At 65.4% G+C, this 21664-nt stretch carries 17 protein-coding genes; 7 read left to right on the top strand and 10 right to left on the bottom strand.

Going from position 1 to position 21664, the window contains the following annotated elements; genetic code table 11:
* Positions 1-337 precede the first annotated feature (337 nt).
* Entirely contained in the window at positions 338-1063 is a 726-nt protein-coding gene (locus AC1RQC_RS22850) for a response regulator transcription factor (RefSeq protein ID WP_492884731.1), read from the top strand.
* Here AC1RQC_RS22850 and AC1RQC_RS22845 read toward each other — a convergent pair.
* Positions 1050-1799 carry an EAL domain-containing protein gene (locus AC1RQC_RS22845; protein WP_492374240.1) on the bottom strand — a complete coding sequence of 250 codons (750 nt, stop codon included), beginning with the start codon at positions 1797-1799 and terminating at the stop codon, positions 1050-1052. The two genes, AC1RQC_RS22850 and AC1RQC_RS22845, sit on opposite strands and share 14 nt — an antisense overlap.
* A gap of 288 nt (positions 1800-2087) precedes the next feature.
* On the opposite strand from AC1RQC_RS22845, the gene AC1RQC_RS22840 reads away from it, so the two are divergent.
* The 3 genes from AC1RQC_RS22840 (at position 2088) to AC1RQC_RS22830 (ending at position 6264) form a co-directional block, all read left to right on the top strand.
* Positions 2088-3692 carry a methyl-accepting chemotaxis protein gene (locus tag AC1RQC_RS22840; protein ID WP_492374241.1) on the top strand — a complete coding sequence of 535 codons (1605 nt, stop codon included), beginning with the start codon at positions 2088-2090 and terminating at the stop codon, positions 3690-3692.
* 133 nt (positions 3693-3825) lie between these two features.
* Positions 3826-5391 carry a class I adenylate-forming enzyme family protein gene (locus AC1RQC_RS22835; RefSeq protein WP_492884729.1) on the top strand — a complete coding sequence of 522 codons (1566 nt, stop codon included), beginning with the start codon at positions 3826-3828 and terminating at the stop codon, positions 5389-5391.
* A gap of 36 nt (positions 5392-5427) precedes the next feature.
* The gene (locus AC1RQC_RS22830; RefSeq protein ID WP_492807367.1) at positions 5428-6264 is read left to right on the top strand and encodes an IclR family transcriptional regulator; all 837 of its coding nucleotides are present in this window, start codon (positions 5428-5430) and stop codon (positions 6262-6264) included.
* Between the two features lie 160 nt (positions 6265-6424).
* Here AC1RQC_RS22830 and AC1RQC_RS22825 read toward each other — a convergent pair whose 3' ends face one another.
* The 5 genes from AC1RQC_RS22825 to AC1RQC_RS22805 all read right to left on the bottom strand — a co-directional run bounded on the left by AC1RQC_RS22825 (position 6425) and on the right by AC1RQC_RS22805 (position 13055).
* Entirely contained in the window at positions 6425-6739 is a 315-nt protein-coding gene (locus AC1RQC_RS22825) for a hypothetical protein (RefSeq protein WP_492374244.1), read from the bottom strand.
* 60 nt (positions 6740-6799) lie between these two features.
* Positions 6800-7960, bottom strand: a complete 1161-nt coding sequence (locus AC1RQC_RS22820) for a porin (protein ID WP_492884727.1) — start codon at positions 7958-7960, stop codon at positions 6800-6802.
* A 148-nt stretch (positions 7961-8108) separates the two neighbouring features.
* Positions 8109-11240, bottom strand: coding sequence for an efflux RND transporter permease subunit (locus tag AC1RQC_RS22815; protein WP_492884725.1), 3132 nt, complete (start codon positions 11238-11240; stop codon positions 8109-8111).
* Positions 11237-12352, bottom strand: coding sequence for an efflux RND transporter periplasmic adaptor subunit (locus AC1RQC_RS22810; protein WP_492374247.1), 1116 nt, complete (start codon positions 12350-12352; stop codon positions 11237-11239). The genes AC1RQC_RS22815 and AC1RQC_RS22810 overlap by 4 nt, the downstream gene beginning before the upstream one ends.
* Positions 12353-12440: 88 nt before the next feature.
* Positions 12441-13055, bottom strand: coding sequence for a TetR/AcrR family transcriptional regulator (locus tag AC1RQC_RS22805; RefSeq protein WP_441637362.1), 615 nt, complete (start codon positions 13053-13055; stop codon positions 12441-12443).
* 85 nt (positions 13056-13140) lie between these two features.
* Between AC1RQC_RS22805 and AC1RQC_RS22800 the strand changes: the two genes are divergently transcribed.
* From AC1RQC_RS22800 to AC1RQC_RS22790, 3 genes are all read left to right on the top strand, one after another.
* Positions 13141-14601 carry an efflux transporter outer membrane subunit gene (locus AC1RQC_RS22800; protein WP_492884723.1) on the top strand — a complete coding sequence of 487 codons (1461 nt, stop codon included), beginning with the start codon at positions 13141-13143 and terminating at the stop codon, positions 14599-14601.
* A 90-nt stretch (positions 14602-14691) separates the two neighbouring features.
* A complete protein-coding gene (locus AC1RQC_RS22795; protein ID WP_492374249.1) occupies positions 14692-15498 on the top strand; it encodes an oxidoreductase in 807 nt (268 codons plus the stop codon).
* A 199-nt stretch (positions 15499-15697) separates the two neighbouring features.
* Positions 15698-16222: a nucleoside deaminase gene (locus AC1RQC_RS22790; protein ID WP_492374250.1), complete on the top strand. Its 525-nt coding sequence runs from the start codon at positions 15698-15700 to the stop codon at positions 16220-16222.
* Positions 16223-16247: 25 nt separating this feature from the next.
* Here AC1RQC_RS22790 and AC1RQC_RS22785 read toward each other — a convergent pair whose 3' ends face one another.
* Genes AC1RQC_RS22785 through AC1RQC_RS22770 form a run of 4 tightly spaced genes read right to left on the bottom strand, consistent with a single transcriptional unit; the run spans position 16248 to position 21585 of the window.
* Positions 16248-17321 (bottom strand): Ldh family oxidoreductase, encoded by a 1074-nt coding sequence (locus AC1RQC_RS22785; RefSeq protein WP_492374251.1) that lies wholly within the window; start codon positions 17319-17321, stop codon positions 16248-16250.
* Between the two features lie 42 nt (positions 17322-17363).
* A complete protein-coding gene (locus AC1RQC_RS22780; RefSeq protein ID WP_492374252.1) occupies positions 17364-18356 on the bottom strand; it encodes a Bug family tripartite tricarboxylate transporter substrate binding protein in 993 nt (330 codons plus the stop codon).
* Positions 18357-18411: 55 nt separating this feature from the next.
* Positions 18412-19836, bottom strand: coding sequence for an FAD-binding oxidoreductase (locus AC1RQC_RS22775; protein WP_492884720.1), 1425 nt, complete (start codon positions 19834-19836; stop codon positions 18412-18414).
* 45 nt (positions 19837-19881) lie between these two features.
* Positions 19882-21585 carry a thiamine pyrophosphate-binding protein gene (locus AC1RQC_RS22770; RefSeq protein ID WP_492884718.1) on the bottom strand — a complete coding sequence of 568 codons (1704 nt, stop codon included), beginning with the start codon at positions 21583-21585 and terminating at the stop codon, positions 19882-19884.
* Positions 21586-21664: the final 79 nt, after the last annotated feature.

Here is a 21664-nt window from a genome sequence, read left to right as displayed (position 1 = left end):
CGCGGCACGTCAAGCTCGGTTATCCACACAAGCTGTGGATAACACGATCCGGCAATCGTGGACAAATTGTGTACGTGCGCCGCAACAATCGACTGTGGCCTGGTGCGATACCGGTCGCCTTGTGGATTGGCTCCCCGCCTGCTTTGGGAATCTTCTGCCCGTCCTTGCAGATTGTTCCGAATGATATCCCTCGCTCCGCGGACTATCCTGCCTGGGTCGCCTCGCGGGCAGGCCGGTGGCCGCCCGGCCCTGGCACATTGACAGCCTGACTGGCCCGGCAGCCGATGCGCGCGCCGGCCCGCGAACCGTACTAAATCCAGTTTGTTTGACAATGCCTATGAAGATCGCACTGCTAGCGGATCTGTCGCTTCAGGCCAAAGCCATTGCAGACGCCCTCGCTCGCGCCGGCGTGCATTGCCACACCTATCCCGCAAGCGGGGAGCTCTTCCGTGGCATGGACCAAGCCGGCTACGACGTCCTGCTGATCGACCACGAACTTGCCGACATGCCTGCCATGGAAGCCGTGCGCGCGGTGCGCGGCGCCTGGCGCAGCGAGGTACCGGTGATGGTGGTTTCCCACCAGCGCGACGAAGACTCGGTCGTCAATACCCTGCAGGCGGGCGCCGACGACTACATGATCCGCCCGCTGCGCGCGCGCGAGCTGGTGGCCCGGCTGCACGCGCTGCAGCGCCGCGCCGCCTCGCGCCGGAAAACGCCAAGCCCGGACCTGACCGTCGGGCCCTATTCACTGGACTGCCTGGCGCACGAGGCCGTGTTCCAGGGGCGCAGGCTCGCGCTGCCCCCCAAGGAGTTCGAGCTCGCAGCGTTGCTGTTTGGCAGCGTCGGCCGCGTCTTGTCCCATGCCCATATCGAACGCGCAATCTGGGGCTATTCGCTGCCACCGTTGTCCCGCGCCCTGGCGAGCCTGGTATCGCGCCTGCGCAGGGCGCTGGAGCTCCACCCTCGCAATGGGCTGGTAATCACGGTGGTCTATGGCAAAGGGTATCGCCTGGATGAGACCGGCGCGCGGCCGCCTCGGCCCGGCCCGTTCAGCACTGGCTGAGCACCGGGTGCGGCGCCGGCCTGCCGAGGTAGTAGCCCTGCCCGAAGGGCACGCCGAGATCGCGCAGCACCGCCAGCTCATCGGCGTCCTCGATCCCTTCGGCGATCACCTCGCCGTCCAGCGCCTTGACCAGGGCCAGCACCGTGCGCACGACTTCAAGCCGGCGCGAGCACGTGCCGATGCCACGCACCAGCGACTTGTCCAGCTTGGTGTAGTGTGGCGCGAGGTGGACCAGCCGGTCGAGATTGGCGTGGCCGGTGCCGAAATCGTCCAGCGCATACTGCATGCCCAGTTCGCGGAGCACAGCCATGGCCTGCCCGAAGCGCTCCGCGTCCTCGATGGGGGTCTGCTCGGTCACCTCGATCACGACCCGATCCGGCGCGATGCTGTTCGCCACCAGGGCCCGCATGGCACTCCCGCCGTCGGCTAGCAGGTAGCGCAGCGCCATCGCGCTGAAGTTGAGGAACAGCTTGCCGTGCAAGCCATTCGCCAGGCAAGTGGACAGCCCGGTGCGCGCCGCCCGCAGCTCCAGCTCGATGGTCTCGGCCTCGTCACGCGCCAGGCGGAACAAGGCATCCGGCATGGCCAGCGGCGAGCTGGCAGGCCCCCGGACCAGCGCCTCGTGGCCCAGCACCTCGCCGGTGCCAAACACCACGATCGGCTGGAAGACGGCGTGGAGCTGCGGCAAGCGTAGCCGCGGCACGGGTGCGCCAGCCAGGGGGGAGGCAATCTGCATGGACGGAGTGAACGTGACGTGGGAAGGCGCGGCGCCAGGCGCAAGAGGCTGGTGAGCCAATGTGACTCGCCCTCTATTTCATGTCAGCAATGTGTCACCCGGATGACAAAGCCGATTACCCCTGCGCAATGGCGGGATGTCATTCATGCGTCACAGGTTGCGGCGAGCATGCATGCCATAACAAAGTCATGCCGTCACCCGCGGCAAGCTGGCGCTGCAAGCCGGCGCGCGAGATGGCGGTACCCCAGGGTCAGCATATGGGCCGCGTGGCCCATCGGAGTCTCAACCGTGTTGCAAGCCATCAACCTTCGCCTTCCACGCCGCGCCGGCCGGCGCATGCCCGCCTGGCTGGGCCGGCTTCCCCTCAGCGCGCGCATGTGCGTGGCATTTGCGCTGGTCTATGTGTTCGGCGCCGTGGTGGGGCTGACGGGCATTTTCAGCCTCGTCTCGGTCAAGCAGATGACAGATACGCTCTATCAACGCGATATGCAGGGCGCCATCGCGGCGGAGCGCGCGCAATCGGCGCTGGCCCGGCTGGGCCGCGCCCAGCTTGCCCTGACCATGGCGACCAGCAGCACCGAGCGCGATGGTGCAACCGCCGACATCGATAGCGCCCTCGCCCGCCTCGACCAGGCACTTGGCACCGTGCGCACTGCCGCACCCGCGCAGGCCACCGCGCTGCAAGCGGAACGCGACAGCGCCGCAGCCATGCTGCGTGACTATGTCACGTTGCTGCGCAAGCAGCCGCTCGATGCCCTGCAGTTCGACAGCGCCGTTTCGGTCGACGGCCATTTTCTTGGCGAGCAATTACAGAAGCTGGCCGATCTGGTAGAGGTCACGCGCAAGCAGCAGGAGCGGCAGGCCGCCGATACGGTCGCCACCGTGACGGCCAGCCAGTTGCGCGCCCAGGCCGTGATGATCGGCATGCTGGTGGCGAGCCTTGCAGCGGCGGCCGCGCTGGCCTGGTTTGCCTCGCGCCTGCTGCACTCGGAGCTGGGCGGTGAGCCGGCGGACGCGGCCAAGGTGGCCAGCCGCATCGCCTCGGGCGACCTGCAACAACCCGTGCGCGTGCGCCCTGGCGACGACCACAGCCTGATGAGCCTGTTGGCGCGCATGCGCGACCAGCTCGCCGGCGTGCTGGAAGGGATCCAGCTCTCCGCCGCCGAGATCGCCGCGGCCAGCGAAGGCATCGCCAGCGGCAACCACGATCTGTCGCGCCGCACCGCGCTGCAGGCGGCAGCGCTGGCCGCAGCCGCCGACAGCGTCGCCCGCCTCACCGCGCTGGTCGGCCAAGCCCACGCCCAGGCCACCGAATCCAGCGCCATGGCGCGCCAGGCACGCGAAGCCACCGACGCCGGCATGGCGGTGGTGAACGAGATGAGCGGCGCCATGGACACGGTGAACCAGCACTCGCGCAATATCGCGGAAATGGTCGAAGTGATCGAAAGTATTGCCTTCCAGACCAATATCCTCGCGCTCAACGCCGCCGTGGAAGCGGCCCGCGCCGGCGAGGCCGGGCGCGGCTTCGCCGTAGTGGCGCAGGAGGTGCGCGGGCTGGCGCAGCGCAGCGCCAACTCCGCGCGCGAGATTCGCACCACCATTGGCCAGGCCAGCTCTGAGATCGCCCGTGGGGCACGGCTTAGCGGGCAAGTGGTCAGCGCCATGAGCGGCATCGAGCAGGCGGTAGGCCAGAGCCACCAGTTGGCCGAGCGGCTGTGCGGGGTGGCCGATGAACAGGCGCGCGGCATCCGCTCGGTGGGCGAGGCGGTGGCCCAGCTCGACCAGACCAGCCGGCAGAACGCCGAGCTGGTCGAAGCCGTTACGGCGCAGGCGGCTAGCCTGGATGAGCAAGCGGCAGGGCTGTCGGCTGGGGTCGCGCGCTTCCGGTTCTGATGCTGAATGACCCATGTTCTGCAATGCAGAACATGGGTTCCGCGGTGCAGTTGACGTGTAAGGCGATCGGTGGGAGTATTCCGCCATCGAAAAATCCGGCGGCCCACGCCGGACGCCTTATCTGGAGACTGTGATGAGTAGCACCCCCACGCCCGCCGCGCACGCGCCGGCTGCCGCCCCGTCCGCTTCGCCTGCCACTGCATTTTCCCGCCTGCACCAGACCATCGGCCCCTGGGTCCAGAGCCACCCCGAGCGCGTGGCCCTGATGGACGCCGAGCGGTCCCTGCGCTACGGCGAGCTGGACGGCGCCATTGCCGAAACCGCCCGCGCACTGGCTGGCGCCGGCGTGCGCGGCGGCGATCGCGTGGTGCTGGTGACCGAGAACAGCGTGGGCTGCGCGGTGCTGATCCTGGCGCTTAGCGCGCTGGACGCATGGGCCGTGCCGGTCAATGCCCGCCTGTCCGCCCGCGAGATCGACAACATCATCGAACACTCGGGCGCGCGCATCGCGCTCTACCTCGACAACGCCCATCCCGAAGCACGCGAGCACGGCCTGGCGCTCGGCGCGCAACCGGCCGAATGGCCGCATGCGGGCAAGCTGCTGCTGGGCGCGCTCAATGCAGCCGCCGTGGCTGAGCCGGTGGACGCAGCGGCGCGCGACCAGGTAGCCGCGCTGATCTACACCACTGGCACCACCGGCGCCGCCAAGGCCGTGATGCTGACGCACGCCAACCTGATGTTCATCGGGCGCTCCAACCGCCTGCAGGCGCGCGTGCAGCCGGGCGACCGGGTCTACGGTGTGCTGCCGATCTCGCACGTCTACGGTCTCTCCGTGCTGTTGGTGGGTCCGCTCTCCAACGGCGCCACGGTGTTCTACGAACCGCGATTCCGCCCCGAGAAGCTGGCGCACGCGCTGGTCGCGGAGCGGCTCACCGTGCTGCATGGCGTGCCCGCCATGTATGCCAAGCTGATCGAATGGAGCCGCGCCCAGGCAACGCCGCTGCAAGCGCCCGCGCTGCGCATGGCGCAATCTGGCGGCGCGCCGCTCACCGCCACGCTCAAGGCGGCGTTTGAAGCGAGCTTCGGCATCATCCTGCACAACGGCTATGGCATGACCGAGACCTCGCCCACGGTCTGCCAGACCCGGGTGGAATCGCCGCGCACGGATTGCTCGGTGGGCCCGGTGGTGCCTGACGTGGAGATCCGCCTGGGCGAGCCCCTGCCCGATGGCAGCGGCGAGCTGCTGGTACGCGGCCCCAACGTGATGAAGGGCTACTACCGCCGAGCCGACCTGACCGCGCAGGTGATCGACGCCGACGGCTGGCTGCACACCGGCGACCTGGCGCGCATCGATGCCGACGGCGCCGTCTCCATCGTGGGGCGCTCCAAGGAAATCATCATCCATTCCGGTTTCAACGTGTACCCGGAGGAGGTCGAGCAATCGATCAACGCCTACCCGGCCGTGCTGCAGTCGGCGGTGGTGGGACGCGCGGTGGAAGGCAACGAGGAAGTGATCGCCTTTGTGGAAGTGCGCGAGGGCATGACGCTGGACCAGGCCGCGCTGCGCACCTTCCTGCGTGAGCAGCTGTCGCCCTACAAGATGCCGGCGGAGGTCAGGATCGTGGCCCACCTGCCGGCCGCACCGTCCGGCAAGATACTCAAGGCCAAGCTGCGTGAGCTGCTGGCCAGTGCAGGCTGAGACGCAAGCTCAGCCCCAAGCCAGCCGAGGCCACCCATGTCCGGACCGCAGACCGAAGATCCGCCGCACGAAACGCAAGTGCCGCAGCACATGCAGCAGCACAAGGAAGACCGGCATTTCGTGACCGCGCTGGCGCGGGGCCTCGATGTGCTGGCGAGTTTCCGCAGCTTTGAGACGCGGCTGGGCAATGCCGAGCTGGCGCAGCGCTGCGGCCTGCCCAAATCCACAGTGTCGCGCCTCACGCATACCTTGACCGAGCTGGGCTACCTGCGCCTGGACCCGGAGCTGGCCAAGTACCAGCTCGGCAGCTCGGCGCTGGCCCTCGCGCCGGCGGCACAACATGGCGTGGATGTGCTGGCGGTGGTGCGGCCGTTCATGCAGGAGCTGGCCGACCTGTCCCAGGGCGTGACGTCGCTGATCGTGCGCGATCGGGCGCAGATGCTGATCTTTGAGAACTGCCAGTCGGAGTCATACCTGACGTTGCGGGTGGCGGTCGGCACGCGCATTTCCGGGCTGACCTCGGCCGCGGGGCGTGCCTACCTGCAAGCGTTGCCGGCCGTGGAACAACGGCAAGCACTGGCTGCCTTCCGGCAACAGGAAGGGGTGGACGCCCCCAATGCGCAGGCCATTGTGGAGCGCAGCCGCGCGGAGGTGGAGCGCCAGGGCTGCACCACGTCGTTTGGCGAATGGCTTCCCGACATCAACTCGATCGCCGCCGCGTTCCGGCCCGGCCCGGCGCTGCCGCCGATGACATTGTCGTGCAGCGGGCCTACCGCCATCGTGCCGGCCGCGCTACTGCTTGAGACGGTGCGCCCGCGCCTGCTCGAGAGCATTCGCGGCATCGAAGCGGCGCTGCGCGCGCAGGATCGCTAGGAGCGATTGGCCGGGATTTGTAAAAAAAGAGTTGGGAAAGCAATCGGATATTAAAAAAGACCGCCTGCCCCAAGGTCGAGAGAGCACGGAGGTAACATGGGCAGGCGGGTGCAAAAGTTTGCCGCTGCTTACGCAGCGCCCAACATCGGAAGCAACGTGTTCAGGTCAACCTGTTACTTGGCGACTCGCTGTCGGTCGATGGCATGTCGAAGCCAGTACCGAACGTGTCGAGCACCTTGAACTTCGCGGTGTCCACACGTGGATCGGGCGTGCCAGTTCGCGTGCCGTCGCTGAACGGATCGAAGGGTCCCCACTTCGCCGCATTGCCTTTGGCGTCGTACTTGACGTGGAGCGCAGCGTCCACCCAAGAGCGTCTCTTTTCGCCCTTGCTTCGCGCGGGCGCAACCGTTGTGAAGCTCGAGGCCACCAGCACCGCGACGGCGAACCCACCAAAAATTACCGACTTGGTAATCATTTTTCGCTCCTTGAGGAAAATACCATCTGAATATTCTTGTAAGGCATCTCATAACGCCGCTCAAAACGTGTGGCGAAGTCCAAGCCCTACCCCAAGCATGGACGTCTCGCCTGCACCGAGGGCATAGCTATTCCCTGTCCCCAGACTGTTGGCATAATTTACGGCGCTATTATCAAGATTGAGTCCCGCGTTCTTTGCGAAAGAAGTTACGACGTAGGCACTTGTACGCTTGGAGAATGAATAATTGGCGATTGCCGTTACTTGCCATGGATTTCCCATTTGCGATTCACCTACTCTTCGGTGAATCTTGTCGTACGCGTACTCCAAAGTGAAATCCACACTCGGTGTCAACTTGTAGTTTGCGCCGATCCAATAGAAATCGTCTCGCAGGATTTCACTTCCGGCCCCATCTTTATTCTTTCCCCAGCGGTACCCGGCCATTATCTTTGCGGGCCCCGCGGCATAGCTTCCGGCAACCGCGAGTTTTTTGAATCCTCCCGTCCCGTTCACCATGCTCGGATTGAATTCGTCAAAGGCTAGCGCTGCTCCAAAACTTCCGCCAAAATAATTCACTCCAACGCCATACGCGGAGTCTCTGCGAAATTGCCCCGGAACCTCGCCGGTTCCTGTGAGCGGGATTGTGCTTGGCGCGGTGGCGGGTAACGCGAGACCTGTTCCAAAGGACCAATGGGCACCGATAGTGAAGGGACCGAAAGCACCGCTATATTTCGCCGTGTTGTCTTCTCGATAGGCAGGCCCAAGAAGAAGTACGGTTGGCGAGTACTGCGTTGCGTAGATTGTTGGTGAGAAATTCGCAATGGAATCAAACAGCGATGTGTATTGACGCCCGAATGTGAATTTTCCAAGGGAGCTACTTTGCAATCCAACGAACGCCTGTCGACCAAAAAGTCGACCCTGCATCTGAGTACCGTTATCGAGACTCACGCCGCTTTCCAGGACAAAAATGGACTGCAGGCCTCCACCAATATCCTCTGTGCCGCGAATCCCCCAGCGCGATCCAGACAGACCACCAGAATCCATTCGATAGACGTTTTTTCCGGCCCCACTATTGAACCCATTGCTTACCAATGGCACCGTACCGACGTGATTTGCGTATTCCATGCTCATATCTGCAACGCCATACAGAATAACGTTAGACTGAGCCCAGGTCATGCCAGAAAATAGGCTCAAGGAGCCCAGAAGAATTGGATTTACCTTCATATTTTGTCTCCTCACCACGATTTTTATGACCTATCGCACAGCAGCACACCTTGGGTGGAGGTCATGCACCCAATGTCTCGTCTAGAAGACGCTTTAATGCAAGTGGATTGGAATCAAGGGAAATGTGGCAGGAACATGCCCTTGCAATTCAATATGACTCGGGCACCAGTTTTCCGGCGGGCTGCGCGGTGGTCTCGTGCCGATCGCGCTGTGCATCGGCCGCGTTGCCTGGCCGAATCCTGAACCAGATCGAGTACATGGCCGGCAGGAACACCAGGGTCAAAATCGTCCCAGCAAATGTCCCGCCGATGAGCGTGTAAGCGAGTGCGCCCCAGAACACTGAATGGGTCAGCGGAATGAAGGCCAGGATGGCGGCCAACGCGGTGAGAATCACTGGCCGCGCACGCTGGACGGTGGCTTCTACAACGGCCCTGAACGGGTCCAACCCTTCGGCTTTGTTGTGCTGAATCTGCCCGATCAGGATCAGCGTGTTGCGCATCAAGATGCCCGACAACGCGATCAGGCCGACCAGCGCGTTGATGCCGAACGGCTGCCCGAACAGAATCAGCGTTGGCACCACACCAATCAAGCCGAGGGGGCTGGTCAGGAACACCATGACCATCGCCGGAATGGACCGCACCTGGAAGATGAGGATCAACAGTGTGACGGCCAGCATGATCGGGAACAGCGGCAGCATGGCCTTCGTCGCCTTGCCCGATTCTTCGATGGAGCCCGCTTGTTCAATGCGGTATCCGCTGGGCAGCTTCTCGATGATCGGCTGAAGCTGCTTGCTGATGGCTGTCGACACGTCGGGCGGCTGCAGGCCATCGGCAATGTCGCCGCGCACCGTGATGGTCGGCACGCGGTCGCGCCGGCGGATGATGGGTTCCTCCATGCGCACATCGATCTTGCCCACTTGCGAGAGCGGAATGCGTTGCCCGTTGGCGCCGGCTAGCGTGAAGTCGCCAATCTTGGCCGGATCCAGTCGGATGTCGCCGGCCGAGCGCGCGGTCACCTGCACGGTGCGGATGTCCTCGCGCACCGCCGTCACCGGAATGCCATTGAGCAGGAACTGCAATTGTTGCGCGACGGCGCTGGAGGTCAGCCCAACGGCCTGCAAGCGGTCCTGCTGCAAGGTGAAGTGCAGCGTGGGTACGCGCATCCCCCAGTCAGTGTTGACGGTGCGCATCATCGGGCTGGCGTCCATCACCTGCCGGACATCGGCCGCGATGCGGCGCAACGTCTGCGCATCGGGGCCGGTCACGCGATAGGCAACCGGGAACGGAGAGTACGGACCGAACACGAGCTGCGTGACCCGTACGCGCGCCTCGGGGGCGAGGCCGTCGGCAATGGCCTGGCGCAGGCGCTGCTTCAACGCGTCACGCTCTTCCTGGCTGTCGGTGCGGATCACGATCTTGGCGAACGACGGATCCGGTAGTTCCGGCCCCATCGCCAGATAAAAGCGCGGCGCACCCTGGCCAACGTAAGCCGTCACAATCTTGGCTTCCTTCTGTTTGGCGAGCCAAGCTTCCAGCTTTGCGGTGGCCGCGCTGGTCTGGTTGATCGATGTTCCATAGGGCATCTGCACCTCGACCAGCACTTCAGGCCGATCCGAAATTGGGAAGAACTGCTTCTTGACCACCGCCATACCGAGAATGGCCAAGACAAAGAGCCCGACGACCGAACCCGCGACCAGCCATTTGCGCGCAATCACGCGCCCGAGCAGCGCACGGAAGCGGTTGTAACGCAGGGTGTCGTAAATCGCATCGTGGCCGCCTTCGACCTTCTTGAAGTCGGGCAGCATCTTTACGCCTAGGTAAGGCGTGAACACCACTGCGACCACCCAGGACGTGATCAGCGCAATGCCGACGATCCAGAACATGTTGCTGGTGTATTCGCCCGCGGTGGATCGCGCAAAGCCATTGGGCATGAAGCCGACGGCGGTCACCAGCGTGCCCGACAGCATGGGCGCCGCAGTGTGGCTCCATGCATATGCCGAAGCGGCGACGCGGCCGTAGCCTTCTTCCATCTTCACCACCATCATTTCGATGGCGATGATGGCGTCGTCCACCAGCAAGCCGAGCGCCAGAATCAAAGATCCAAGTGTGATGCGGTCGAAGTTCTTGCCTGTCGCAGCCATCACCACAAAGACGACCGCCAGTGTCAACGGCACGGCCGCGGCCACCACCAGGCCCGCGCGCCAGCCCATGCTGACGAAGCTCACCAGCATGACCACCAGCAGCGCGGCGAAGAACTTGAGCATGAACTCATCGACGGCAGCGGCGATGTTGACTGCCTGGTCGGTCACCTTGGTCAAGCTCATGCCGAGCGGCATGTCAGCATTGATGGCGCCCACCTCCTTGTCGAGCGCCTTGCCCAGGTCCAGCCCGTTCCAGCCTTCGCGCATGACGATGCCCAGCAGCAAGGCAGGCTGGCCACCATTGCGCACCATGAACGTGGCAGGATCCTCGTAGCCGCGCTTGACCGTGGCAATGTCCGACAGCTTCAACGTTCGGCCCTGCGATACAACCGGCGTATCCCGAATCTTCTGCAGCTCGTCGAACGCGCCGTCCAGACGGATGAATACCTGCGGCCCTTTCGTCTCTACCGAGCCGGCTGCCGTCAGGGCATTCTGGCTGTTGAGCGCGGCAAACACTTCTTGCGGACTCACGCCCAGCGTCGCCAGCCGGTCATGGGAGAACTCGACATAGATGCGCTCCGACTGCTCGCCGATGATGTTGACCTTCTTCACGCCAGGCACGTGCAGCAAGCGCTGACGCAGCGTCTCCGCATCTCGCGCGAGCACACGTTGCGGTTCGCCCTGCGCCTTGAGCGCAAACAACGCAAAGGTCACGTCCGCATACTCGTCGTTGACCATCGGCCCGATCACGCCGGGCGGGAGGTTGGCCACCTCGTCGCTGACCTTCTTGCGCGCTTGGTAAAACTCCTCCTGCACTTCCGACGGTGGCGTGCTGTCGAGCAGGGTCAACGTAGTGAACGCCAGGCCCGGCCGCGTGTACGTTTCCGTGCGGTCATACCAGCGCAGCTCCTGCATGCGCTTTTCGAGCTTCTCGGCCACCTGATCCTGCATTTCCTGCGCGGTGGCGCCGGGCCACGCGGTGATGATGGTCATCACCTTGACCGTAAACGCCGGGTCTTCCGCGCGGCCCAGCTTGAAGAAGGAAATGAGACCCGCCAGGGAGATCAGGCAGATAAGGAACAACGTGATGGCGCGCTCGCGCACGGCGAGCGCCGATAGATTGAAACGACCTTGGCTCACAGGCGCACCCCCGCGATGGCAGTGCTGGCACCTTGCCCTGCCACACGGACTTGCTGTCCTTCACGCAGCAGTTGTACACCAAGCGCGACGATCCGGTCCCCTTGCTTGACTTGGCCAGCAACCCGAGCGCTTTCGTCACCGAGGCGCACGATGGTGACGGATCGCCACGACACCTTCGCCGGATCACCCTGGATGACCCACACGCCCGGGCCCTTGCCGGCATCGAACACGGCACCAAGCGGCACCTGCAGATCGCCTTGCACGGTGGTAAGCCGATCGGGAATCTGGATCGTCACGGTGGCGCCCAGCGGCGCATTGGCCAGTTCCCCATCCAGCACATAGCGCGCTTCGAACGTGCGGGTAAGCCGATCGGCAGCATCCGACAGTTGCCGCAGCTTGGCAGGTACACCGGCGCTTTCCTTACCGAAAAGCGTGGCTTGTGCGACAGAGTCGATCGCCGGCCGCAACGTTTCCGGCAACTGGACCACCGCTTCACGGCGGCCAGCGTGGGCCAGCCGTACGACGGCTTGCCCTGCGTTGACGACCTGGCCGGGCTCGGCCAGCGTCTCCATGACCACGCCTTCACCATCGGCAACAAGCTCTGCGTAACGGCTGGCGTTACGCGCAACATCGGCCTGCGCTTGCGCTGCGCTCAGCTGGGCTTTGGCTGCGTCCGCCGCAGCCTTGGCTTGGTCATAGGCTGAGGCGGAAATGGCGCCAGTTCCTCGCAGATCGCGGTAGCGGGCTTCGTCTTCCGCCGTCTGGTGCGCGCGCGCTCGCGCGGCGCCCACGGCTTCTTGCTGTGCGTGCGCGGCGAGCTTCAGATCGACAGGGTCGATGCGCATGAGCGGTTGCCCGCGCTTGACGGTCTGTCCGGCATCCACAAGCCGCTCCAACACCTTGCCGGGCACGCGGAACCCGAGATCACTCTGCACCCGGGCAGCGACAACCCCCGTGAATGAACGGGACGCGGAAGCGACGGGCTGAACGAACGCGGCACGCACCAACGGTGCCTCGGTGCGCGGATCGGCAGGGGCCTTTTCGCCGCAAGCGCTCAAAGCGAGCGGCAACGCACCAATAACGATAGAGGTAACAAAGCAACGAGAAAGCATGAAAGCCCCATCGACAAGATGATCTGGGCTTTCATTCTGGTTCTTGTGACTATTTTAGTCAATGGTCACAATCAAAAAAATCTGCACATCAGGGGGAAAGACTCCGAAGCACGAGGCTGGAGAGCAGCCCGGGCGCACTTTCCGTGTAGTCAAAGCTGTACTGCAAAAGCAACGGATTCATGTACGGGCGCATGACCAGGTAGATGGCCGTCGTGGCCTCGTCCAACGGCGTCTTGCGCTCGAAATCTCCGGTCTCCCGGCCCTCCTGCAGCACATCGCGCAACAACCTCTGGATGCGGTCCTCATAGGCGATCACCGCTTGCCAGCGTTCAGTCGCTGCCGAGGCCGCGATCTCGTACAGCTTGCGGTCGTGGGAAAACAACCGAAGGCTGGCCTCAGTCAAGGCTTTGAACATGCGCCGGAGCTTCTCCGGCGGGGAGTCGGCGTCGGCCAGGGCGGCATTCACGTCGGCCTCGATGTCGCGCAGGCAGTTGGCGCAGATCATCTCGCCAATGGCCTGCTTGGACTCGAAGAACTTGTAGATGTAGGCCTTGGAAAAACCGATGGCCTTGGCCAGATCGGAAACGGCGGTTTTCTCGTAGCCGTAGCGGCTGAAGTGCTCGGTGGCGGCGGCAACGATCTGGTCTCGCACGTCATGGTCCGCCGGGCCACGGGCGGAAACGGGGTAGGGGGTGGTCTTCATAGGCTCCAGCTTACGCGAGTCGCGATAGTTGAACAACGTGTGACCATTTTGTACTATAGTCACAAAAACACGATGGAAGACATCCATGCTGCCAAAACACTCCTTTATGGCCCTCTTCGCTGCCAGCCTGGCGACCGGTTGTGCCGTCGGCCCCGATTATGTGAAGCCAGATGTGCCGGTTCCCCGACAATTCCAGGGCCAGACAGCAGTGGAGCAGCGGACAGCCAACGCCGAAGCCGATCTGCCTGCGTGGTGGGCTGGCTTTGGCGATCCGCAACTTACGCGGTACGTGCAGCTCGCGCTGGAACAAAACCTGGACCTTGCACAGGCCTTCGCCCGCGTCACGCAAGCCCGTGCGGGGCTTGGCGCTGCCAATGCTGCGTTGCTGCCCTCCGGCAATGTCACGGGCCAGGCCGCGCGTGCGTACCAGTCCGTCGAAACCCCTTTGGGCCGCGTCTTGAATTCGCGGCCCGGCTTCGATCGCTACGGCAACGCTTTTGAGGCCGATGTCAGCGCAAGCTGGGAGTTGGACGTATTCGGCGGCCTGCGCCGTGGCCGCGAAGGGGCTCTTGCCGACTACCAGGCCTCCCAGGCGGGCGCAGTCGCCACACGGCTGGCCGTGGCCGCACAGACTGCCGATATCTACATCATCATCCGCGGCTTACAGACGCGCTTGAAAGTGGCCCGCCACCAGGTACAGACGCAAGAAGAATTGCTCTCCACCATCAACCTGCTGTACGGCAAGGGACTGGCGGCCGAGCTTCAAGTCCGGCAGGCCGAAGGCGCACTCGCTCAGGTTCGCGCTTCCATCCCACAGCTTGAGGCTGGCCTCGATGCGGCGATGAACGCGCTGGATGTGATGCTCGGCTCGCTGCCGGGCACGCACCGGGCGGAGCTTGCGCAAGGCGGCGACATCCCGGCCGCTCCGCAAATTGCGATCAGCGGATCGCCGGGCGAATTACTGAGGCGCCGCCCTGACCTCATCGTTGCCGAGCGCCGCCTGGCGGCTTCCAACGCGCGCATCGGTGTCGCCATTGCGGAGTACTACCCGAAGTTCTCGCTCAGCGGCCTGCTGGGCAGCGCCACATCGGTGGGCGCCGGCAGTCTGTTCGGCAGCGGTGCCAGTCAATTTGCCGGCGTGCTTGGCCTGCGCTGGCGCCTGTTCGACTTCGGCCGTATCAACGCGCAGATCGATCAGGCCAAGGGGCAAGAGGCGGAGATGCTGGCCGCGTACCGGCTCGCCGTGCTGCGCGCCACGCAGGATGTGGAAGACGCCTTCTCTGCCCTCGTCAAGCGCGAAGAGCAAGCGGCCGTGCTCACACAAGGCGTGGATTCGCTTGGCCGCGCGCGAAATGCATCGTTTGCTGCGTATCAAAAAGGCGTCGTCAGCCTGATTGAAGTCCTGCAAGCCGACGAAAGCCTGTTACGTACATCAGACGCGCGCGCGCAGGCGCAAACCGAATCAGCGCGCGCTGCCGTCGCGGCTTTCAAGGCCCTGGGCGGTGGGTGGCAGCCCAACGAATCGATCGACGTTGCTAGCAAATAGTCACTGTGCGGATGAGGCTGCGCATTCAGCACGGCTCATCGCTCGAACCTTTACCGCAGCACCGAACCACGCATACCGAAAGAAACTGCCATGTCTAGTTCCAAAGTTGTCGTCATTACAGGCGTGTCCTCGGGCATCGGCCGTGCCACCGCCGCGAAGTTTGCGCTGCGGGGCTGTCTGGTATTCGGCACCGTGCGCAACGTCGCAAAAGCGCAGCCGCTACCGGGCGTTGAGCTGGTCGAGATGGATATCCGCGATGAAGCCTCTGTTCAGAGGGGGATCCAGGCCATCATCGCGCAGGCCGAGCGCATCGACGTGCTGGTCAACAGTGCCGGCGTGACGCTGCTCGGAGCGACCGAAGAAACCTCGATCGCCGAAGGGCAGGCGCTGTTTGACACCAACGTGTTTGGCATCTTGCGCACCACACGAGCCGTATTGCCACACATGCGCGAGCAAGGTTCGGGAAGAATTGTCAACATCAGCTCGGTGCTCGGGTTTCTGCCAGCGCCGTACATGGGTCTCTATTCGGCGTCCAAACACGCCGTGGAGGGGGTGTCCGAAACACTGGACCACGAGGTGCGCAAGTTCGGCATCCGTGTGGTGCTTGTCGAACCCTCATTTACCAAGACTAGTCTGGACATCAATGCCCCTCATGCAGTTTCCAAGGTAACTGCCTACGACGACGAGCGCAGCGTCGTTTCGCAGGCGATTCAAGAAAGTGTACAAAAAGCACCGGATCCCGATGGCGTCGCGAGCACGGTCGTCGATGCCGCCTTTGGTACGTGGAAAATGCGCCGCACACCCAAAGGCGAGGCCTCCCTCCTGAGCAAGCTGCGCCGTTTCATGCCGGCAGGCCCGGTCGATGCAAGTCTGCGGAAAACGTTCGGGCTCTCCTGAGGCGCTTTATCCCATCCACCGCTTTGCGGAGGTTCTGCGGATTCTTTGCGAATCCCGGCCGACCATCGCTAGGCACCCGCGTTTTGCCGCCATGATGGCGGCGGCCGTGGTCTGCCCTGCGGCTTGCATGTCATGATTCGCACCAGACCACCACGCCGTCGCGCCGGCACGCGCTTCACGAACCCACCGGGACCAGACCATGACCACATTGATTGCCGCCGACGTTACCGCTGCTGCCACGGGGATGAGCCAGCAGGACCTGCGCCTGCTGCGCGAGGCCATCCGCCTGTCGGCGGCGTCCCGCGCCCGCGGGCGGCATCCTTTTGCGGCGCTGGTGGCGGACGCCGACGGCAATATCATCGCCAGCGCCGGCAACAACTCGATGCCGCCCGAGGGCGACCCCACCCAGCATGCCGAACTGGTCGCCGCGGCCGAAGCCGCCCGCAAGCTGTCGCCGCAGGCACTCGCCAGCGCCACGCTCTACACCAGCGCGGAGCCCTGCTGCATGTGTGCCGGCGCGATCTACTGGTGCAACATCGGGCGGGTCGTGTACGCGCTGTCCGAGCACCGGTTGCTGACGCTGACCGGCGCGCACCCCGAGAACCCCACCTTCTCGCTGCCCTGCCGGGAGGTGTTCGCGCGCGGGCAGCACAGCGTCGCCGTGCTGGGCCCCGCGCTGGAGGACGAGGCGGCGCAGGCGCACGCGGGCTTCTGGCAGGACTGATCGCGCTTCGGCGCCGGGCTGCGCCTCAAGCCAGCGGCGCCGGCGCCGCCATGCCGAACTTGTCCAGCCAGGGCTGGATCTGCGGCAGGATGGCGGGATTCAGCGCCACGCCATCGCGCAGCTGGCGCGCCTTGCGTTCCAGCGCACCCTGCCCCGGCAGGCGCACGCGATCCACGCCAGGGCGCGGCGGATTATCCGTGCAGGCCCGCGCGATCCAGCCCATTTGCCCGGCAAAGGCTTCTTCACCGGCAAAGGCAGACGGATCCAGTATCTGCAGGAACACGGTATTGCCCCAGCGCTTGCCCGGATCGTCGCGGCCATGGCCGGACAGGCCGGCGGTCAGCGCTTCCACCATCAGCGACAACGCATAGCCCTTATGGCCGGCATCGAGCCCGCCCAGCGGCAGGATCGAGCCCGCGTGCGGCGCAAACATGACGGCGGGGTCGTCGCTGGCGTTCCCGTTCTCATCGATCAGCCACTGGTGCGGCAGGCGCTTGCCTTCCTTGTACAGCCGCGTGGTCAGGCCGACCGTGGTGACCGAGGTGGAGACATCGATCAGCACCGGGCCGTCGGGCGTGGGAAAGCCCGCCGCCACAGGACTGGGCGAGAACACGGGGCGGGTGCCGCCGAACGGCGCCACGGTCATGGCGGCCGGCGCCGAAGAGTACAGCAGCATGACGAAGCCTTCCCGCGTGGCGCGCTCCAGGTAGGCGGCCAGGCACGCAATATGGTGCGCGCGGCGGATGGTGACCGTGCCGGTGCCGTAGTCGCGCGCCCGCGCCATCGCGCTTTGCATGGCGCGCAGGGTCAGCCAGGGCCCCGGCAGGCGCTTGCCGTCCCAGGTGGCCACGGCGGCGCGGTTGGCCAGCACCTCGTAGTCCTCCTTGACGGCCATGCTGCCGCTTTCGATCTCGGCCAGGTAGGTGGGCAGCAATTGCAGGCCGTGTGTATCGTGGCCCATCAGGTCGCCTTCGACCAGGATGTCCGCCACGTCGGCGGCCCGGTCGGCGGGCATGCCCGCGCGCTCGAACATGGCCTGCGCCATGCTGCGCAGCGCGGCGGCGTCATGGCGCACGGTGGCTGGGGGTTGGCTTTGCATAGGGGCTCCGTCAGGTCGGGCGCGACCGGCGCGCCCAGGGTTTTACTCGTTGACCGATACGCCGGCCGCCTTGACCACCTTTTCCCAGCGCGCCTTCTCGGCCAGCGCGAAGACCTGGAATTCTGCGGCGGGCTTGGGGTCCGGCTCGGCGCCGGCATGGACCAGCTGCTCGCGGAACTCGGGCCTGCGCATGGCCGCCATCACCGCATCGCTCACCTTCGACACGATCTCGCGCGGCGTGCCAGCCGGGGCAAACAGGCCGAACCACGAGCCGGTCACAAAGCCTGGCAGGCCGGCTTCTTCCATCGTCGGCACATCAGGCAGCGCGCTCATGCGCTGGGTGCCGGTCACGGCAAGCGCCTTGAGCTTGCCGGACTTGACGAAGGGCAGCGAGGTCGGCGCGTTGTCGAACATGATCTGCACCTGCCCGCCCATCAGGTCGGTCACCGCCAGCGCGCTGCCCTTGTACGGCACATGCACCATCTGGATTCCGGTCATGACCTTGTACAGCTCGCCCGACAGGTGGATCGAGCTGCCCGCACCCGACGAGGCAAAGGTGGCCTTGCCGTTTTCGCTCTTCACGAACTGCGTGAGTTCCTTGACGTTCTTTGCCGGCACGGCGGGATTGACCACCAGGATATTCGGCACCGAGGCGACCATGGCCACGGCAGTGAAATCCTTGGCCGTATCGTAGGGCATCTTGCGATAGAAGCTGGCATTGATCGCATTGGTGCCAACCGTGCCCATCAGGAAGGTGTAGCCGTCCGGCGCCGACTTGGCAACGATGTCGGCGCCGATGTTGCCCGAGGCGCCGGGGCGGTTTTCCACCACCACCGGCTGGCCCAGCGCCTTTTGCAGGTCGCGCCCGATCAGCCGGGCCACGATATCCGTATTGCCGCCAGCGGCAAACGGCACCACCACGCGGATCGGCCTGGACGGATAGGTGTCCGCCTGCACGGGCAACGCCACGCACGCGGCGGTGGCGGCCAGGGCGGCCAGCAGCGTGCGGCGCAACGGCTTGTAGCTTTGATGCATGGGTGTCTCCTCTCAGGTTCTTGTTGTGATGCTTGGCGCGTGGCGTGCAGTGCGCTCAGTGCGATGCGCCCGGCAGCAGCCGGCCCGGGTTCATCAGCCCGTGCGGGTCCAGCGCGTGCTTGATCTTTTGCATCAGCTTCATTTCCACAGCGGATTTGTAGTGCGCGTTCTTGTCGACCTTGAGCTGGCCGATGCCATGTTCGGCCGAGATCGAGCCACGCACACGGTGCACGGCCTCGTACACCAGCGCGCTGATGGCCGCGCCGTTGGCCCGCACAAAGTCCGCTTGCGACACGCCGTACGGCGCGCTGACGTTGTAATGCAGGTTGCCGTCGCCCAGATGGCCAAAAGCCAGTACGCGAGCGCCGGGATTGGCGGCCACGATGGCGGCGCTGGTGTGCGCAATGAACGCGCCGATCGCGGAGATCGGCACCGAGATGTCGTGCTTGAGGTTGTCGCCCTCCAGCGACTGGGCCTGCGGCAGGTGATGGCGGATCCGCCACAGCCCATCGGACTGCGCCAGCGAGGCCGCGATGGCAGCGTCCGCCACGATGCCAGCCTCGAAGGCCTCTTCCATCAGCTCCCCGAAGGCCTGCGTGGCGTGCGCCTCGCTATGCGGGTCGCTGCTCTCCAGCAGCACATACCAGGGATGCTCCTGCCCGAAGGGCGCGCGGCAGTCCGGGAAATGTCGCGCCACCAGTGCCACGCACACGCCGCTCATCAACTCGAACGCCGTCAGCGTGGCGGCTAGCCGGCGCTGGGCCAGTTCCAGCAGGCGCAGTGCCGCATGCGGATCGCTCACCGCGGCCAGCGCCGTCATGCGCGCCGCCGGACGCGGGAACAACTTGAGGGTGGCGGCAGTGATCACGCCCAACGTGCCCTCCGCGCCGATAAAGAGCTGCTTGAGGTCGTAGCCGGTGTTGTCCTTGCGCAGGCCGCGCAGGCCGTCCCAGATCTCGCCGTCGGGCGTTACCACTTCCAGCCCCAGGCACAGCTCGCGTGTATTGCCGTAGCGCAGCACCTGCACCCCGCCCGCGTTGCTGGCGAGATTGCCGCCGATGGTGCAACTGCCCTCCGCGCCGAGCGACAGCGGGTACAAGCGCCCCGCTTCCTGCGCCGCCTGCTGCACGGCGGCCAGGATGCAGCCCGCCTCCGCGGTGAGCGTGTTGTTGATCGGATCGATCTCGCGGATGCGGTTCAACCGCGCCGTGGACAGCACCAGCGCGCGGCCGCGGTCGTCCGGGATGGCGCCACCCACCATGCCCGTATTGCCACCCTGCGGCACCAGCGGCACTTGGCGCGCCGCGCACCAGCGCACGATGGCCGCCACGTCGGCCGTGCTATCGGGCTGCGCCACGGCCAGGGCGCGGCCGGTCCAGCTGCGGCGCCAGTCGGTGAGAAACGGCGCAGTGTCATCGGCGGCGCTCAGCAAGCGGCCGGCAAACTGGCTGCGCAAGTCGGCCAGCGTGGCATCGGTCATGGGATGTCTCCTGTCTTGTATTTTGTTTTTTGCTTTCTTCTTCTTTCAGTCCGCGATCCGCATCGCCGGGGTGATCTGGCGCGGGTCCGTGACCAGCTCCAGCACGGCGGGCTTGCCCGCGGCCTGCGCGCGCGCAAAGGCCGCGGCGAAATCTTCCGTCTGCGTCACGCGCTCCGCCCAGGCCCCGCACGACTGCGCCATCGCCACAAAATCCGGGCTCGGGATGTCCGTGCCGCTGACGCGCCCGGGATAGCGCTTCTCCTGGTGCATGCGGATGGTGCCGTACATGCCGTTGTTGACCACCACCACGATCAGGTTGGCGCCGTACTGCGCGGCCGTGGCCACTTCCTGCGGGTACATCAGGAAGCAGCCGTCGCCGGCGAAGCACACCACGGTGCGCTGCGGGTCGCGCAGCTTGGCGGCGATCGCCGCGGGCAGGCCGTAGCCCATGGCACCGCAGGTGGGGGCCAGTTCGGTGCGCGGCTGGCGATAGGCGTAGTAGCGATGCAGCCAGACCGTGTAGTTGCCGGCGCCGTTGGTCAGCACAGCGTCGTCGGGCAAGACCCGGTCCAGGTGCGCGACCACCGCGCCCATGTCCACGCCGGTGAGCTGCGGGTGCGGCTTGGCCGGGGCCACGAAGACGCCATGCGCGGCGCGCGCGGCGCTGGTCCAGTCGCCCCAGCGCACCGCCGCCGGCGGCGTGAGCGCGGCCAGCATGGCGGCGCCGGGCTCGATGCCCGCATGGATGGCCAGCTCGGGCTGGTAGACGCGGCCCAGCTCGGCACTGTCGGCGTGCAGGTGGAACAGGCGCTGGCGCGGCTGCGGGGCCTCCAGCAAGGTGTAGCCGTCGGTCGCGATATCGCCCAGCCGCGTGCCGAAGGCCAGGATCACGTCGGCCGTGCGCACGCGCTCGGCCAACGCCGGGTTGACGCCCAGACTGAGGTGCCCAACGTAGTGCGGATCGCGATTATCGAATACGTCCTGGCGGCGGAACGCACAGGCCACCGGCAGGTTCCAGCGCTGCACGAAGGCCGCAAAATCGGCCGCCGCCTGCGCGCTCCAGTTGGCGCCGCCGGCAATCACCAGCGGGCGCTCGGCCCCCGCCAGCGCGGCAGCGAGCGCATCGGCATCGACCGCGCGCGGTGCCGCCGCCACCGGGCGATAGCGGCCAGTATCGGCCACCTCGCACAGGCCGTCCAGGACGTCTTCGGGCAGGGAAATCACCACCGGGCCGGGCCGGCCCGAGGTGGCGCACTGGAACGCGCGTGCCACCAGCTCAGGGATACGAGCCGGATCCTCGATCTCCACCACCCACTTGGCGATGGAGCCGAACATGGCGCCGTAGTCGACCTCCTGGAAGGCCTCCCGGCCCTTGTGGCCGCGAGCGATCTGCCCAACGAAGAGCAGCATCGGCGTGGAATCCTGCGCTGCGATATGCACGCCGATGCTGGCGTGCGTGGCGCCCGGGCCGCGCGTGACGAAGCAGATGCCCGGGCGGCCCGTGAGCTTGCCGTCGGCCTCTGCCATGTTGGCCGCGGCGCCTTCGTGCTTGCAGACGATCAGGTCAATGGCGGGCTGGTCGTGCAGCGCGTCGAGGACATCCAGGAAGCTCTCACCCGGCACGCAGAAGATACGCTCCGCGCCGTTGATGCGCAGCGCGTCCACCAGGATCCGGCCGCCGGAGCGCGCCGCCGGATTGGCGGAGGAGGAAGTGGAAGGCACGGTAGCTGCAACGGATTGGCTGGTCATGGCAGAAAGGAAATGGTGCAGTGCAATCGGGCCGGAGCCGGGATGAGAGCAATCCGGAACCTCCGGGAATGTAGCGATT

It is taken from the genome of Cupriavidus sp. GW822-FHT03E04, from assembly GCF_058801495.1.
The sequence above is the reverse complement of the archived record's forward strand: the minus strand, read 5'-3'. Positions and strand labels throughout refer to the sequence as shown.

Coding starts and splice junctions, on each gene's coding strand:
- AC1RQC_RS22810 (WP_492374247.1), bottom strand. CDS start 12,352: ATGCTTTCTCGTTGCTTTGTTACCTCTATCGTTATTGGTGCGTTGCCG.
- AC1RQC_RS22780 (WP_492374252.1), bottom strand. CDS start 18,356: ATGCATCAAAGCTACAAGCCGTTGCGCCGCACGCTGCTGGCCGCCCTG.
- AC1RQC_RS22820 (WP_492884727.1), bottom strand. CDS start 7,960: ATGAAGGTAAATCCAATTCTTCTGGGCTCCTTGAGCCTATTTTCTGGC.
- AC1RQC_RS22800 (WP_492884723.1), top strand. CDS start 13,141: ATGCTGCCAAAACACTCCTTTATGGCCCTCTTCGCTGCCAGCCTGGCG.
- AC1RQC_RS22805 (WP_441637362.1), bottom strand. CDS start 13,055: ATGAAGACCACCCCCTACCCCGTTTCCGCCCGTGGCCCGGCGGACCAT.
- AC1RQC_RS22850 (WP_492884731.1), top strand. CDS start 338: ATGAAGATCGCACTGCTAGCGGATCTGTCGCTTCAGGCCAAAGCCATT.
- AC1RQC_RS22835 (WP_492884729.1), top strand. CDS start 3,826: ATGAGTAGCACCCCCACGCCCGCCGCGCACGCGCCGGCTGCCGCCCCG.
- AC1RQC_RS22790 (WP_492374250.1), top strand. CDS start 15,698: ATGACCACATTGATTGCCGCCGACGTTACCGCTGCTGCCACGGGGATG.
- AC1RQC_RS22785 (WP_492374251.1), bottom strand. CDS start 17,321: ATGCAAAGCCAACCCCCAGCCACCGTGCGCCATGACGCCGCCGCGCTG.
- AC1RQC_RS22795 (WP_492374249.1), top strand. CDS start 14,692: ATGTCTAGTTCCAAAGTTGTCGTCATTACAGGCGTGTCCTCGGGCATC.
- AC1RQC_RS22825 (WP_492374244.1), bottom strand. CDS start 6,739: ATGATTACCAAGTCGGTAATTTTTGGTGGGTTCGCCGTCGCGGTGCTG.
- AC1RQC_RS22775 (WP_492884720.1), bottom strand. CDS start 19,836: ATGACCGATGCCACGCTGGCCGACTTGCGCAGCCAGTTTGCCGGCCGC.
- AC1RQC_RS22770 (WP_492884718.1), bottom strand. CDS start 21,585: ATGACCAGCCAATCCGTTGCAGCTACCGTGCCTTCCACTTCCTCCTCC.
- AC1RQC_RS22830 (WP_492807367.1), top strand. CDS start 5,428: ATGTCCGGACCGCAGACCGAAGATCCGCCGCACGAAACGCAAGTGCCG.
- AC1RQC_RS22845 (WP_492374240.1), bottom strand. CDS start 1,799: ATGCAGATTGCCTCCCCCCTGGCTGGCGCACCCGTGCCGCGGCTACGC.